Annotated in this window: 12 protein-coding genes; 11 read left to right on the top strand and 1 reads right to left on the bottom strand. The window is 64.5% G+C overall.

Annotation, left to right across the window (positions count from 1 at the left end; translation table 11 throughout):
- Positions 1–126: 126 nt before the first annotated feature.
- Entirely contained in the window at positions 127–1,032 is a 906-nt protein-coding gene (serB, locus tag JQ635_RS22040) for a phosphoserine phosphatase SerB (protein WP_211411876.1), read from the bottom strand.
- Between the two features lie 11 nt (positions 1,033–1,043).
- Here serB and miaA point away from each other — a divergent pair, with 11 nt between their 5' ends.
- The 11 genes from miaA to JQ635_RS21985 all read left to right on the top strand — a co-directional run bounded on the left by miaA (position 1,044) and on the right by JQ635_RS21985 (position 14,861).
- A complete protein-coding gene (miaA, locus tag JQ635_RS22035; RefSeq protein ID WP_211411875.1) occupies positions 1,044–1,985 on the top strand; it encodes a tRNA (adenosine(37)-N6)-dimethylallyltransferase MiaA in 942 nt (313 codons plus the stop codon).
- A 329-nt stretch (positions 1,986–2,314) separates the two neighbouring features.
- Positions 2,315–4,090 carry an acetolactate synthase 3 large subunit gene (locus JQ635_RS22030; RefSeq protein ID WP_211411874.1) on the top strand — a complete coding sequence of 592 codons (1,776 nt, stop codon included), beginning with the start codon at positions 2,315–2,317 and terminating at the stop codon, positions 4,088–4,090.
- Between the two features lie 4 nt (positions 4,091–4,094).
- Positions 4,095–5,066, top strand: coding sequence for a threonine dehydratase (locus tag JQ635_RS22025; RefSeq protein WP_211411873.1), 972 nt, complete (start codon positions 4,095–4,097; stop codon positions 5,064–5,066).
- Between the two features lie 23 nt (positions 5,067–5,089).
- A complete protein-coding gene (ilvN, locus tag JQ635_RS22020; protein WP_080139379.1) occupies positions 5,090–5,632 on the top strand; it encodes an acetolactate synthase small subunit in 543 nt (180 codons plus the stop codon).
- 3 nt (positions 5,633–5,635) lie between these two features.
- Positions 5,636–6,331, top strand: coding sequence for a class I SAM-dependent methyltransferase (locus JQ635_RS22015; RefSeq protein WP_211411872.1), 696 nt, complete (start codon positions 5,636–5,638; stop codon positions 6,329–6,331).
- 49 nt (positions 6,332–6,380) lie between these two features.
- Positions 6,381–7,256: an EamA family transporter gene (locus JQ635_RS22010; RefSeq protein ID WP_211411871.1), complete on the top strand. Its 876-nt coding sequence runs from the start codon at positions 6,381–6,383 to the stop codon at positions 7,254–7,256.
- 7 nt (positions 7,257–7,263) lie between these two features.
- Entirely contained in the window at positions 7,264–7,866 is a 603-nt protein-coding gene (locus tag JQ635_RS22005) for a LysE family translocator (protein ID WP_211411870.1), read from the top strand.
- A gap of 133 nt (positions 7,867–7,999) precedes the next feature.
- Positions 8,000–9,019 (top strand): ketol-acid reductoisomerase, encoded by a 1,020-nt coding sequence (gene ilvC / locus JQ635_RS22000; RefSeq protein WP_018640837.1) that lies wholly within the window; start codon positions 8,000–8,002, stop codon positions 9,017–9,019.
- Positions 9,020–9,426: 407 nt separating this feature from the next.
- Positions 9,427–12,747: a bifunctional diguanylate cyclase/phosphodiesterase gene (locus tag JQ635_RS21995; protein WP_349631879.1), complete on the top strand. Its 3,321-nt coding sequence runs from the start codon at positions 9,427–9,429 to the stop codon at positions 12,745–12,747.
- A 49-nt stretch (positions 12,748–12,796) separates the two neighbouring features.
- Complete coding sequence (locus tag JQ635_RS21990) at positions 12,797–13,909, top strand: DUF2336 domain-containing protein (RefSeq protein ID WP_211411869.1); 1,113 nt, start codon at positions 12,797–12,799, stop codon at positions 13,907–13,909.
- A gap of 100 nt (positions 13,910–14,009) precedes the next feature.
- A complete protein-coding gene (locus JQ635_RS21985; protein WP_211411868.1) occupies positions 14,010–14,861 on the top strand; it encodes an SDR family oxidoreductase in 852 nt (283 codons plus the stop codon).
- The last annotated feature ends 3 nt before the right edge of the window (positions 14,862–14,864 follow it).

The raw sequence follows: 14,864 nt of genomic DNA, 5'->3' as shown, positions 1-14,864 counted from the left end.
TGGGCAAAGGCGCGCTTGCGCCGTGCCCACCACTCTTGCATCGATGGCAGGAAGATGGTGGGCACGCTTCGCTTTGCCCACCCTACGGCCGCTGAGCGAGCAGCGAGAGCTGAGTACTGTGAGACGCTACCCCTCCACAAACTCGTCGCGCCGATACCCCTGCGCATAAAGCAGCGCGGTGAGATCGCCGTGGTCGATCCGCGCCGCCGCGGCGGCCGCAACGGCCGGCTTGGCGTGATACGCCACGCCCAGCCCCGCTGCCTGGATCATCGCGAGATCATTGGCGCCGTCGCCGACCACAACCGAGTCGACGTCGTCGAGATCGAACGACTCCATCAGATCCACCAGCGTCGCCAGCTTCGCGGCGCGGCCCAAAATCGGCTCCTTGACCTCGCCGGTGAACTTGCCGTCGCGCACGATCAATTCGTTGGCGCGGTTCTCCTGGAAGCCGATCTTGGCGGCGACCGCGCTCGTGAACAGCGTGAAGCCGCCGGAGACGAGACAGGTATAGGCGCCGTGTGCGCGCATGGTCGCGACCAGCGCACGGCCGCCCGGCGTCAGCGTGATGCGCTTGTCCAGCACCTCGTCGACGACACTGGCAGGAAGGCCCTTCAGCAGCGCGACGCGCTCGCGCAGCGCTGGCTCGAACTCGATCTCGCCGCGCATCGCGCGTTCGGTGATGCCTGCGACATGGGCCTTCATGCCGACCAGGTCGGCGAGCTCGTCGATGCATTCCTGGCCGATCATGGTGGAATCCATGTCGGCGAGAAAAAGCTTCTTGCGCCGGAAGCCGGCAGGCTGCACGACGATATCGATGGGCAGGTCGCCGCGAAGCTCGCGGAGCCGCTGCTCGATGGCGTGACGGTCGCCTTCGAGGTTACTGTCGGCGCCGAAGGGGATGTCGACCGCAACCCCGTCGAACAGCCAGTGCGCGGGAGCCGCCTGGGGCAGCACGGCGCGGGCGCCGTCGACGATGGTACTATCGAGCGCGGGATTGTCAGGGTTGCAGATCAGCGTGGCGACGAGGGACATTTGAGGTTTTCGTGAGCGAGGGGCATTCGAGCAAGGCCGTGCTTATCGCAGGCCCGACCGCCAGCGGCAAGTCAGCGCTGGCGCTCGAGCTTGCGCTCAGCGCCGGCGGCACTGTGATCAATGCCGATTCCATGCAGGTCTATCGCGACCTCCGCATCATCACGGCACGTCCGACCCATGGCGATGAGGCGCGCGTTCCGCATCGCCTCTACGGCCATGTCGATGCCGCCGTGAATTTTTCGGCCGGCGCCTGGGTCGCGGATGCTGCAAAGGCGCTCGAGGAGGCCCATGCCGAAGGCCGGCTTCCGATCTTCATCGGCGGCACCGGGCTCTATTTCAAGGCGCTGACGGCGGGCCTTTCCGTGGTGCCGCCAATCCCCGCCGAGGTGCGCGAGGACGTGCGGGCGCGGCTGGAGCGGAACGGCGTCGAGGCGCTGCATGCGGAACTCGCTGCCCGCGATCCGCGCGCGGCCGTGCGATTGAACCTGCGCGACCGCACCCGGATCGCGCGCGCGCTCGAAGTGGTCGAGGCGACCGGGCGGTCGCTGCTCGACTGGCACCAGGAGGGCCAGCCGCCACTGTTGCCCAGGGACAGTTTTCGCGCGGTATTCCTCGCCCCCGAGCGCGACGACCTCTACGCCCGCATCGACGCCCGCTTCGATGCCATGCTGGGTGCCGGCGCCCTGAGGGAGGTCGAGCGGCTCGCCGCTCGCGGTCTTGATCCGCTGCTGCCGGCGATGAAGGCCCACGGCGTGCCGGCCCTGATCCGGCATCTGCGCGGGGAGCTCAGCCTGGAGGAGGCGGCCACGATCGGCCGCGCCGACACTCGCCACTACGCCAAGCGCCAGTTCACCTGGTTCCGGCATCAATTGCCGGAATTCGAATGGGTGAAGCTGGAGGAGGCGAGGGGATGGCTCGCGGCGGCCGTGAGCGCGGAGCGGGACCCGGACTGACGCGCATTTGTGCCGGGTTCCCGAATTTTACCTCTCGCCGAACCCCGGGAACACCGCTACACTGCCAAAATCGCGCGGAAGCGGCCGCTTTGCCTTGACATCGAGGCTTTGGTCGTTATGTTTCGCGCAACCTTTGGGATGCCGAGCGTCTGCCATGCGCAACATTATTACCAAACTCCTTATCGCCGTCGTACCCAGGCACACCGCCGGGGGTGGCTAGCTGCCACCCACAAGACAGGCGGTGTGCATGGGCCCTCTTCGGGGCCTTTTTTATTTCCCGAACCCGACACGAACGAAGCCGCTGACAACAGCGCATCCGGAGCAAGCCAATGAGCGACAAGAGCCACGATCCGAACCAGATGACCGGCGCCGCGATGATCGTTCGCGCGCTCATCGATCACGGCGTGACCGACATTTTCGGCTATCCCGGCGGCGCGGTGCTTCCGATCTATGACGAGATCTTCCAGCAGAGCGAGGTCCAGCACATCCTGGTCCGCCACGAGCAGGGCGCGGGCCACGCCGCCGAAGGCTATGCGCGTTCGACCGGCAAGCCGGGCGTTGCGCTGGTGACCTCCGGTCCCGGTGCCACCAACATGGTGACGCCGCTGACCGACGCCCTGATGGATTCGATCCCGCTGGTCTGCATCTCCGGCCAGGTGCCGACGCATCTGATCGGCAACGACGCCTTCCAGGAATGCGACACCGTCGGCATCACGCGCCCCTGCACCAAGCACAATTGGCTGGTGCGCGACGTCAATGACCTCGCCAAGGTGCTGCACGAGGCCTTCTACGTCGCGACCTCGGGTCGGCCGGGCCCGGTGCTGGTCGACGTGCCCAAGGACGTGCAGTTCGCAACCGGCACCTATCATCCGCCGCGCAAGTCCGACGTGCACCGCTCCTACGCGCCGCGCGTGAAGGGCGATGCGACGCAGATCCGCAAAGCTGTCTCGCTGCTCGCGAACGCCAAGCGTCCCGTGATCTATAGCGGCGGCGGCGTGATCAATTCCGGCCCCGAGGCGACCAAGCTGCTGCGCGAACTGGTCGAGGTCACCGGTTTTCCGATCACCTCGACGCTGATGGGCCTCGGCGCCTATCCGGCCTCGGGCAAGAACTGGCTCGGCATGCTCGGCATGCACGGCACCTACGAGGCCAACATGACGATGCATGATTGCGACGTCATGCTGTGCGTCGGCGCGCGTTTCGACGACCGCATCACCGGCCGCGTCGATGCGTTCTCGCCGGGCTCGAAGAAGATCCACATCGACATCGATCCGTCCTCGATCAACAAGAACATCCGCGTCGACGTGCCGATCATCGGCGACTGCGGCAACATCCTCGGCGACATCCTCCAGGTCTTCAAGGCGGAGGCGAAGAAGCCGGACATCAAGTCGTGGTGGCAGCAGATCGCGCAGTGGCGCGCCCGCAACTCGCTCTATTACAAGAAGAGCAACGACGTGATCCTGCCGCAGCACGCGATCCAGAGCCTGTTCGAGGCGACGCGCGGCAAGGATACCTACATCACCACCGAGGTCGGCCAGCACCAGATGTGGGCCGCGCAGTTCTTCGGCTTCGAGGAGCCGCATCGCTGGATGACCTCGGGCGGTCTCGGCACGATGGGCTACGGCCTGCCGGCCGCGGTCGGCGTGCAGGTGGCGCACCCGGACAGCCTCGTCATCGACATCGCGGGCGATGCCTCGGTGCAGATGACGATGCAGGAGATGTCGACGGCGGTTCAGTACGAGCTGCCGATCAAGATCTTCATCCTCAACAACCAGTACATGGGCATGGTGCGCCAGTGGCAGCAACTGCTGCACGGCAACCGGCTGTCGCATTCCTATTCCGAAGCGCTGCCGGATTTCGTCAAGCTCGCGGAAGCCTATGGCGCCGTCGGCCTCCAGGTGCACAAGCCGGGCGATCTCGATGGCGCGATCCAGGAGATGATCTCGGTCAAGCGCCCGGTGCTGTTCGACTGCCGCGTCGCCGCGCTCGAAAACTGCTTCCCGATGATCCCCTCCGGCAAGGCGCATAACGAGATGCTGCTGCCGGAGCAGGCGAATGACGAAGCCACCGCCAAGGCGTTCGCCGGCGGCAAGGCGCTGGTGTGAGGCCATGTTCGACCTGAGGGAGCTCGAGCGCGCACATGCGATCGTGGGGCAGGCGGTGCCGGCAACGCCGGCGCATGCCTGGCCGCTGCTCGCCGGTCGGCTCGGCACCGAGGTCGTGGTCAAGCACGAGAACCACACACCGATCGGCGCCTTCAAGGTGCGTGGCGGCCTCGTCTATCTCGAACGGCTGAAGCGCGAGCGGCCGAAGACGCCAGGCATCATCTCGGCGACGCGCGGCAATCACGGTCAGAGCCTGGCCTTTGCCGCGAGCCGCCACGGCGTGCCCGCGGTGATCTATGTGCCGCGCGGCAACTCGGTCGAGAAGAACCGCGCGATGAAGGCCTTTGGTGCCGAGCTCGTCGAGCATGGCGAGGACTTTCAGGCGGCACGCGAGGAAGCCGAGCGTCGCGCGCAATTCGCCGGGCTCCACATGGTGCCCTCGTTCCACCCGGACCTCGTGTTGGGTGTCGCGACCTACGCGCTTGAATTGTTCCGCGCTGCGCCCGATCTCGACATCCTCTATGTGCCGATCGGGCAAGGCTCCGGCATCTGCGGCTGCATCATGGCGCGCGACCTGCTCGGCCTGAAGACCGAGATCGTCGGCGTGCAGTCGACGGAAGCGCCGTCCTACGCGCTGTCGTTCGCAGCCGGCAAGATCGTGACGACCGAGACCAGCAACACGCGCGCCGACGGCATGGCGACGCGCATCCCCGACGAGGATGCGTTCGCGCTGATCCGCAAGGGCGCCTCGCGCATCGTAGAGGTCACAGACGACGAGGTCGCCGCCGCGATCCGCACCTACTGGACCGATACGCACAATCTGGCCGAAGGCGCCGGCGCAGCCGCGCTCGCCGCGGCTCTGCAGGAAAAGAACAAGCTGAAGGGCAAGCGCGTCGGTCTCGTGCTGTCCGGAGGCAACATCGATTTCGATCTGTTCCGCCGTTGGGTCGGGACGGACGCGCCAGCGATGGCGTGATGGAGAGACAAGAGGGAACGACAATGAACCAGCCCGCATCCGCCTACTTCATCGAGGACCGCCACGATCCGAACGAGACGCACACGCTTGCGGTGCTCGTGCAGAACGAGCCGGGCGTGCTCGCGCGCGTCATCGGCCTGTTCTCCGGGCGCGGCTACAACATCGAGAGCCTCACGGTCTCGGAGACCGAGGCCCAGAAGCATCTGTCGCGCATCACCATCGTCACCACGGGCACGCCGATGGTGATCGCGCAGATCAAGAACCAGCTCGACCGCATGATCCCGGTCTACCAGGTCGTCGACATGACCCAGACCAAGCGCTCGATCGAGCGCGAGCTGGCGATGGTGAAGGTGCGCGGGCAGGGCGAGCATCGGGTCGAGGCGCTCAGGCTGGCGGACGCGTTCCGCGCCCGGGTGATCGACGCCACCACCGAGAGCTTTGTGTTCGAGATCACAGGCAACACGGACAAGATCAACCAGTTTATTGACCTGATGCGCCCGCTCGGCCTTGTCGAGGTGTCGCGTACCGGTGTTGCCGCGATCGGTCGCGGGCCTGAAGGGATGTGAACCATGCTGGCGCGCGACTGGTATTACAACGAGCGGAACCGGATGGGGATCGAGCCCGCTGTGGCCTCGATCTACGACAACCATGACGATGCCGATCTGCGGGCGCGCGCCGCGCTGAAAATGCTTGGAGTGCAGCGCGGCTGGCGCATCGCCGACATCGGCTGCGGCAACGGCGTGCTCGCCACCGAAGCGGCGCTGATGGGCGCCGAGGTCGACGCCATCGATATTTCGCCGGCGATGCTGGCGCTCGCCGAGATCTACGCACGCGATCGCAAGGCGCCGGTGCGCACCCAGTCCGCCGGCCTGCTCAGCTTCGCCTACCGGCCGGAATCCTATGACCTCATCGTCAGCGAATTCACGCTGCACCATTTGCCGGATTTCTGGAAGGCGGTGGCGATGTCGAGGATCTATCGCGCGCTGAAGCCGGGTGCGAGCTTCTACCTGCGCGACATCGTCTATGCGTCGATGCCTGACGCCCTCGATCGCGACGTCGAGCAATGGGCCGAGTTCCAGATCAAGAACCACGATTTCTCGCGCGAGGGCGTGGTGACGCATATGCGCGACGAATATTCCACCTTCGGCTGGGTGATGGAGCGGATGCTGACCGACGTCGGCTTCACGCTGATCTCGGCCGACTACCACGCACCGATGCACGGCACGTATCTGCTGCGGAAACCGAAAGCCGGCGAGCAAGGCTAGACAAGAACAACAAACAGGGCTGCACGACAAAGCAGAACCGGAAACAACAATGAAGCCGGCCGACATCCTCATCGCCGTCATGGTGGCGATCATCTGGGGGCTTGCCTTTGTGGCGAGCCGGATCGCGCTCGACGAGCTTTCGGCGGAGCTGATGACGGCGTTGCGCTTTACCATCGCCGCGGTGCCGTGCCTGTTCATTCCGAAGCCGAAGGTCGCCTGGTCGCTGCTGATCGCAATCAGCTTCACACTGTTCCTTGGTCAATTCCTGTCACAGGCCTACGGCATCGCCCACGGCGTCCCGGTGGGCCTGACCAGCGTCGTCGTGCAGAGCCAGGCGCTGTTCACGATCGGCTTTGCCGCGCTCGCGTTCGGTGAGCGGCCGACGCCGATGCAGACGCTGGGCATCGTCATCGCTGCGGCTGGCCTGCTGATGATCTGCGGTACCGTCGGTTATGATTTCAGCGTTGCCGCCTTTGCGGTGCTGATGATCTCACCGGTCAGCTTTGCCGTCGGCAATCTGCTGCTACGCGGCGCCCGCGGCGTGCCGATGTTCGACCTGTTTGCCTGGCTGTGTCTCGCCTCGGCCGTGCCGCTGTTCGTACTGGCGCTGATCGCCAACGGACCGGCGTCGACCTGGACGTCGCTGACGCACATGTCGCTGACATCGGCTCTGTGCATGCTGATGCTCGGCGGCATTTCCACCAGCATCGCTTATTGGCTGTGGGGCCGCCTCTTGCGCGACTATCCCGCGGCCCAGGTGGTGCCGTTTGCGCTGCTGGTGCCGTTCGTCGGCTCCGCCGCCTCCAGCATCGTGTTCGGCGAACGGTTCGGCCCGCTGCGCCTCGCCGGCATGCTGACGGTGATCGGCGGTATCGCCGTGATGGTGCTGGCGAAGCGCCCGCAAGTCCTGCCGAAGACCGCGTGAGGTGAACATGGCCTACTCGCTGTTCTATGCATTCCTCGCCTTCATGGTGGTGATGTACTTCACGCCCGGGCCGAACAACATCATGCTGCTGTCCTCCGGCCTGACCTACGGCTTCCGCCGCACCATCCCGCACATCGTCGGCATCGTCATCGGCTTTGCCTTCATGGTCGCCACCGTCGGCCTCGGGCTCGGCACCGTGTTCCTGGCCTATCCGGTCCTGCAGACCATCCTGAAATATGCCGGTGCGGCCTACCTGATCTATCTTGCCGCGGTGATCGCCATGTCGGGCCCGACCACGCCGGGCGGCGACAGCGGCCGCGGCCCGATGACCTTCTGGGGCGCGGCCATGTTCCAATGGATCAACGCCAAGGGCTGGGTGATCGTGATCGGCACCATCACCGCCTACGCGGCGATTGCCCAGTTTCCCATCAACATCGTGATCCAGACCCTGATCAGCCTGCTCGTCGGCACGATCTCGACCGTGGTCTGGGCGCTGTTCGGCACCGCATTGCGGCCGGTCCTGACCTCCGAGCGGCTGGTCCGCGCCTTCAATATCCTGATGGCGATCCTGCTGCTGGCCTCCCTCTACCCCGTTTTCATGGATGCATGATGTCGCGGATTTCCATGCAGAAACGGGTTTCCCTCAGGGCTGAAAATGCTCTAGACAGCCCCCGAAATCCGCAAATTTCACCCTTCGGACACTGACCATCGGCCGATTTCGGCCCTGAACGAGGAAACGACCTATGCGTGTTTATTACGATCGCGACGCCGACCTGAACCTGATCAAGGGCAAGAAGGTCGCCATCGTCGGCTACGGCAGCCAAGGCCACGCCCATGCGCTCAATCTGAAGGATTCCGGCGTCAAGGAAGTCGCCATTGCGCTGCGCAAGGACTCGAGCTCGGTCAAGAAGGCGGAAGCCGCCGGCTTCAAGGTGATGGAAGTCGCCGAAGCCGCCAAATGGGCCGACCTCGTCATGATGCTGACCCCGGACGAGCTCCAGGGCGACATCTACCGCGAGCACCTGCACGACAACATGAAGAAGGGCGCCGCCCTCGTGTTCGCGCACGGCCTCAACGTCCACTTCAACCTGCTCGATCCGCGCGCCGACCTCGACGTGCTGATGATCGCGCCGAAGGGCCCCGGCCACACCGTGCGCTCGGAGTATCAGCGCGGCGGCGGCGTGCCCTGTCTGATCGCGATCGCCAAGGACGTCTCGGGCAACGCCCATGACCTCGGCCTGTCCTACGCGTCTGCGGTCGGCGGCGGCCGCGCCGGCATCATCGAGACCACCTTCAAGGAAGAGTGCGAGACCGACCTGTTCGGCGAGCAGGTGGTGCTCTGCGGGGGGCTGGTCGAGCTGATCAAGGGCGGTTACGAGACCCTGGTCGAAGCCGGCTACGCGCCCGAGATGGCCTATTTCGAGTGCCTGCACGAAGTGAAGCTGATCGTCGACCTGATCTATGAAGGCGGCATCGCCAACATGAACTACTCGATCTCCAACACCGCCGAGTACGGCGAGTATGTCACCGGCCCCCGCATCATCACGGACGAGACCAAGAAGGAGATGCGCAAGGTTCTGGCCGACATCCAGGGCGGCAAGTTCGCCCGCGACTGGATGCTCGAGAACAAGGTCAACCAGACCTCGTTCAAGGCGACCCGCGCCAAGCTCGCCGCGCATCCGATCGAGGAAGTCGGCGCGAAGCTCCGCGACATGATGCCCTGGATCAAGAAGGGCGCGCTGGTCGACAAGTCGAAGAACTAATTCTGTCATTCCGGGGGCGCGACAAAGTCGCGTCCCCGGACATGATCCATATTCATTCGTTTCGTGAGTTTGTCCCGGCAATGACACCGCGAGGCAAACGTTCAACCTGCTCGGCGCGATCTCGCTGATGCGCTCGGCTTGCTCGCACCACGCGAAGCTCCTGCAGAAACCGGCTTCGGTTTCGCACGGTAATAATACGGCGCTTTCCAGTGCTCTCCGAGTATTAGGACACCATTGCTGACGTGATTCCCGTACCAGTACGGAGTCGAATTGCAATGGCCCGATCAACCAAATCTTAGCGCGACCGAGAGATGGTGAACCATTGCTCGTACCGCAGATGGACAATGCTGAACGCTTGGCGAAGGTTGACCGGATCGCCGGGATCGTCCGTCACGGTCCTGGGCTTGGTGTTTTCCCTTGTCGTCGTCACCTTGTTCCTCGTCGATCTCGGCATTCGCTATCGCGAAGCGATCGCATCGGCGAAGACCGACGCTCTCAATCTCTCGGCCATTCTGGCCGAGCATGCTGCGGTGACGTTCGAAGACATCGATCGTGTGTTGCTCGAGGCGCAGGCGATCCGCAAGGACGCCTTGTCCGGAAGATATGCCGATCCTGGTGCAGCCAATCTTGCGTTGCATCAGTTGGTCAAGAGCTCGTCGATTCTGGTCGCGGTCGGCTGGACCGATGCATCCGGAGCGGTTGTCGCGCATTCCTACGATCACGCGCCGCCGCGTAGCAACATCTCCGATATGCCGCACTTCATCGCGCAGCGTGATGGCGCCGGCACCGGATTGTTCGTTGCGCCACCCTTTCGCTCCGCAGGCAGCGACAAATGGTTCAGCGCGGCGTCACGCCGGTTGAACAATCCCGATGGGAGCTTTGCCGGCGTGGTGACTGCGCCGCTGGATCAATCCTTTCTGCTGAAGATCTATCGCAAGATCGACCTGGGCGCGAACGGCTCGGTGGTTCTGTTCCATCGCGGCGGGCGGATCCTTGCGCGCGTACCGGAACAGAAGGGTGCTGTGGGCATGTCGGTCGCCGGCGGCCCGCTGTTCACCCGGTATCTGCCGGTCTCCGAGACGGGTTCATACGAGCTCGTGAGCCCCATCGACGGCATCGGGCGCATTGCGGGCTACAAGGCCGTGTCCGGCCTGCCGCTGGTTTTGGCGGTAACTTACTCGCGCACTCACGTGTTGCAGCCATGGTCACGGCACCTCTACACCTTTGGTCCGCTGGCTGTCGCGATCGTCGCCATCATTCTGATCGGCACGTTCCTGCTTCGGCGGCAAACCAATGCGCTTGCGGCCGCGGGTGCCCGGTTCGATGCCGCCTTGAGCAACATGCCGCATGGGCTCAGCATGTTCGACGCCGATGAGAGGCTGCTGGTCGCCAACAGCCGCTATCGCGAGATGTATGGCCTCACGAAGGCGCAGGTCAAACCCGGAACGCCACTCAGCAGCATCGTGGGTGACTACAAGGCGACCGGAGCCGAGCTCGATGTGGAGGATTTTCTCGAAGGCGCAAAGCACCGGGCGCCACGAATCCTCACGCTGGGCGACGGCCGGATGATCTCGATCCTGCGCACGCCCATGGCCGATGGCGGCTGGGTCGCGACCCATCAGGACATCACCGAGAGGCGGCGAGACGAGATCCTGCTGGCCGAAAATGCCGCCAAGCTGAAGCTCATCAATACCCGGTTCGACGTCGCGATCAACAACATGAATCAGGGCCTGTGCCTGTTTGACGCCGACAAGAACCTGGTGGTCTCCAACAGCCGCTACCAGCAGATGTACGATCTGCCGGACGATCTGGTGCAGCCGGGCACGCCGCTGCAACGGATATTGCAGCACTATGCGGATCGTGGCGAAACGAGTTCGCTGACGGTCGACCAGCATGTCCGGATCATGCCGACCCAGCGGCAACAGGAGTATGCGCTGAAAGACCAGCGCCAGATCCTGATCCAGCGCAAGCCGCTGCCGGATGGTGGCTGGGTGGCGACGCACGAAGACGTCACTGAGCAGAAACGTGGCGAGCAAATGCTGGCTCAGAAGGCCGCGGAGCTCCAGGCGATCAACATGCGCTTCGACGCCGCGCTGAACAACATGTCCCAGGGGCTCTGCATGTTCGATGCGGACCAGCGGATCGTGGTGTCGAACGCGCGCTACAGCGAGATCTACCATATCGACCCCGATCGGATCAGGCCCGGAACGACGCTGGCGCAGATTCTCGAGTATCGTCGCGAGCAAGGCACGCATTTCGTCGACGTCGCGCCGGATGTCTATCTCACCCAGAACGTGAAGCAGCTCAGCGAGATCCGGGAACTCGCCGACGGCAGGGTGGTCGCGATTGCGCGTCACATGATGCTGGATGGCGGCTGGCTCACGACCCACGAGGACATTACCGAGCGAGCGAGAAGCGAGAAACGCATCGCGTACCTGGCGCAGCACGACCTTCTCACGGGTCTCGCGAACCGCGCCGTGTTCTCCGAAAAACTGGACGAAGCTGCAAAGCGGCTGCAGCGCCATGGCACGACGTTCACCGTCCTGATGCTGGATCTCGACAGGTTCAAGATCGTCAACGATACGCTCGGTCACGCTGCAGGCGACCAGCTGCTGGTCGAGGTCGCGCGGCGGCTGGGGGCATCGCTGCGGGACACCGACGTGCTGGCCCGCCTCGGCGGCGACGAATTCGCGATCATCCAGGAGAACGAGAAAAATCAGAGCGAAGGCGCGATCGCGCTGGCGCTGAGAATCATCGAGCTGATCGATCAACCCTTCGATCTCGACGGCAATCGCGTCAGTGTCGGTACCAGCGTCGGAATTGCCTTCGCGCCCGAGCACGGCGTCGACGCGGACACCTTGCTGCAGAAGGCGGACGTCGCGCTTTACGCCACGAAATCGGCCGGCCGAAACGATTTTCGCGTCTTCCAGCCCGAAATGACGGAAGCTGCCGACACACAGAAGTCGATGGAAGGCGAACTGCGGGAGGCAATGGCTCGCAACGAGCTGGAGCTGCACTATCAGCCGGTCATCGATGTGCGAACGCGCGCGATGACGGGCCTGGAATGCTTCGTGCGCTGGCATCACCCGTCGAAGGGTATGCTCGCGCCTTTGGAGTTCCTTGCTGTCGCGGAGCAGGCCGGACTGACGTTGCCGCTCGGTGAATGGATCCTGCGGCAGGCCTGCCTGGACGCGGCGGCCTGGCCGCCGCACATCCGGGTCGCCGTCAACATGAGCGCCGCCCAGTTTCACCGGGGTAACGTACTGGACGTCGTGCTGTGCGCGCTGGTCGAGTCGGGATTGTCGCCGGAACGCCTCGAGCTCGAAATACCGGACTCTGCGCTCCTGGACGGGAATCTGGCGGCTCACCTGCTCACGGTGCGGCAATTGAAGAACCTCGGTGTCAGCGTCGTCCTCGACAATTGCGGTGTGGGCTATTCCGCGGGGAGCTACCTCCAGAGTTTCCCGTTCGACAAGTTCAAGATCGACCGGGCGATCGTGCAGGGCTGCACAACGCGAAGGGATTGCGCGGCGGTCGTCGCCTCTGCCGTGGCGTTGGCGCACGGTCTCGGGGTCGCCACGGTGGGCAAAGGGGTCGAGACCGCCGCCCAGTTCGAGGCTCTGCATGCGGCGGGCGTGGACTTCGTCCAGGGATATCTGTTCGGGCGACCCGTGCCGAACTCCGAAATCTGTTTCGATGCGCCGGTGCCGGCGCAGAACGTCGCGTGATCTCATGACCTCCGCAGGAACACAGGCAACTCAATTGCCAGTAGGAGAGGTGAATCTGGAGAACAGCCTGATCGATCAACTCGAGCTCGCGCTGGCGAACCCGGAGCTGTCGAAGCGCGCCGAACTCCTGCGGCACGTCGCCGATCTCTTTGTGTTCGGCTCGAGCAAGTTTACGGACGCGCAGATCGATCTGTTCGACGAGGTGATGAGCACTCTGCTCAAGCACATCGAATGCACCGCCCGGGCGGCCTTCGGGAGCCGGCTTTCCAGATTGCCCGACGCGCCGCGCCGGACGATCCGCATGCTGGCGTTCGACGACGCACCGGAGGTGGCGGCGCCGGTCCTGGAGCATTCGCCACGGCTCGACGAGGCGAGCCTGGCGGAGAATGCGCGGACCAAGAGCCAGGATCACCTGCTGGCCATCGCCGGCCGCATCCGGTTGACAGAGCCCGTCACCGATGTCCTCGTCGAGCGCGGCAACAACGCTGTCGCCGTGCGGACCGCCAGCAACGGCGGAGCCAGCTTCTCGGCCCAGGGAATGTCTGGGCTCATCAGGCGGGCGCGGGACAATGGCGCGCTTGCCATGTGCATCTGGGCCCGCCCCGACATTCCGCGTGAAACCCTGCTGAAATTGTTCGTTCATGCGTCCGAGATGGTGAGGCGCAAGCTTGAATCGGCCGATCCGCGCCAGGCGGCCCTCGTTCGAAGCGCCATCGCGGAGGGCTCCGATGAGCTGCAGTCGATGGCGCGGGCAGGCTCAAGCGAGCATGCGCGGGCGTTGGCCGAGGTGAGGTCCCTGCATACGGACGGGCAACTCGACGAGGCGCGCGTGCTCGGCTTCGTCGGCGCGCGAAGCTTCGACAAGACCGCGGTTGCGCTGTCGCTCATGACCGACCTGCCAATTGGGGCGATCGAGCGCGCGCTGGTCCGCTCTGAGCCCGAGCAGATTCTCATCCTGGCGAAGGCCATCGGTCTGTCCTGGGATACGACGAAGGCGCTCCTGACGTTTCAGCCCGGCTTGGCCCAGGAGCCGAAAGAACGGTCGAAAGAGCGATTGGAGGAGTGCTTTGCGAGCTTCCTCCGGTTGAAGCCAAGTACCGCGAAAGCTGCGCTCCAGTTCTTCCGGCTTCGCGAGCGGGCCGGGCGGGATCCTGTCCACTAGCTGATCGACGTAAACTGCTGCGCCTGCCCGAGCGTTGGGCGGCATTGCGCACCGGCGTCTTCCCCTCTACATGATCGCGGGAAACGCGAGGGGGGAAACCATGCGGTCTGTCGTCGTCACCGGCGCGTCCACGGGCATCGGCTGGGCCATTGCAAAATTCCTGATCGGGCGCGGCTATCGCGTGTTCGGCAGCGTCCGCAGACAGGCCGATGCCGACCGGCTTCAGGGGGAGTTCGGTGCGAACTTCACGCCGCTCCTGTTCGACGTCACCGACGAGGCGGCAGTCCTCGTTGCGGCGCGAAGAGTGCGCGAGGCGCTGGGCGGGGAGACGCTGGCCGGCCTCGTCAACAATGCCGGCATTGCGGTCGCCGGTCCCGTGCTCGAATTGTCGGCGGATGATTTCCGCCGCCAGATGGACATCAACGTCATCGGGCCTGTGATCGCGACACAGGCGTTCGGGCCGCTGCTCGGCGCAGATCCCTCGCTGAAGGGGCCGAAGGGGCGGATCGTGATGATCAGCTCGGTTGCGGGCAAGAACGGCAATCCGTTGTCGGCGCCTTACTGCACTTCCAAGCACGCCGTCGAGGGTTTGTCGGAAAGCCTGCGCCGCGAGCTGATGCTGTTTGGCATCGACGTCATCATCGTCGCCCCCGGCGCGGTCAGGACGCCGATCTGGAGCAAGGCCGAAGAGATCGATCTCTCCGTCTACAAGAACTCACCCTATCTGCCGGCGCTGAACAAGGTCATGGCCTTCATGATGGAGCTCGGCGCAAAGGGCCTGCCGGCCGAGCGCATCGCCGAGATCGTGTTCGAGGCGTTGACCGCAGCGAGCCCCAAGGTGCGCTACCAGATCACGCCGGATCCGGTGCGACACCTGATCGGCGCCGTACTGCCGAAACGGACGCTGGACCGCATCATCGCCAAGCGGCTCGGATTGCTGCCGCCGGGGTGACCG

It is taken from the genome of Bradyrhizobium iriomotense, assembly GCF_018130765.1.
Taxonomy (GTDB): Bacteria; Pseudomonadota; Alphaproteobacteria; order Rhizobiales; family Xanthobacteraceae; genus Bradyrhizobium; species Bradyrhizobium iriomotense_A.
Note: the sequence above shows the minus strand (reverse complement) of the source record. Positions and strands in the feature narration are given on the sequence as shown.

Coding starts and splice junctions, on each gene's coding strand:
- JQ635_RS22030 (WP_211411874.1), top strand. CDS start 2,315: ATGAGCGACAAGAGCCACGATCCGAACCAGATGACCGGCGCCGCGATG.
- JQ635_RS21985 (WP_211411868.1), top strand. CDS start 14,010: ATGCGGTCTGTCGTCGTCACCGGCGCGTCCACGGGCATCGGCTGGGCC.
- JQ635_RS22005 (WP_211411870.1), top strand. CDS start 7,264: ATGGCCTACTCGCTGTTCTATGCATTCCTCGCCTTCATGGTGGTGATG.
- JQ635_RS22025 (WP_211411873.1), top strand. CDS start 4,095: ATGTTCGACCTGAGGGAGCTCGAGCGCGCACATGCGATCGTGGGGCAG.
- ilvC (WP_018640837.1), top strand. CDS start 8,000: ATGCGTGTTTATTACGATCGCGACGCCGACCTGAACCTGATCAAGGGC.
- serB (WP_211411876.1), bottom strand. CDS start 1,032: ATGTCCCTCGTCGCCACGCTGATCTGCAACCCTGACAATCCCGCGCTC.
- JQ635_RS22010 (WP_211411871.1), top strand. CDS start 6,381: ATGAAGCCGGCCGACATCCTCATCGCCGTCATGGTGGCGATCATCTGG.
- ilvN (WP_080139379.1), top strand. CDS start 5,090: ATGAACCAGCCCGCATCCGCCTACTTCATCGAGGACCGCCACGATCCG.
- JQ635_RS22015 (WP_211411872.1), top strand. CDS start 5,636: ATGCTGGCGCGCGACTGGTATTACAACGAGCGGAACCGGATGGGGATC.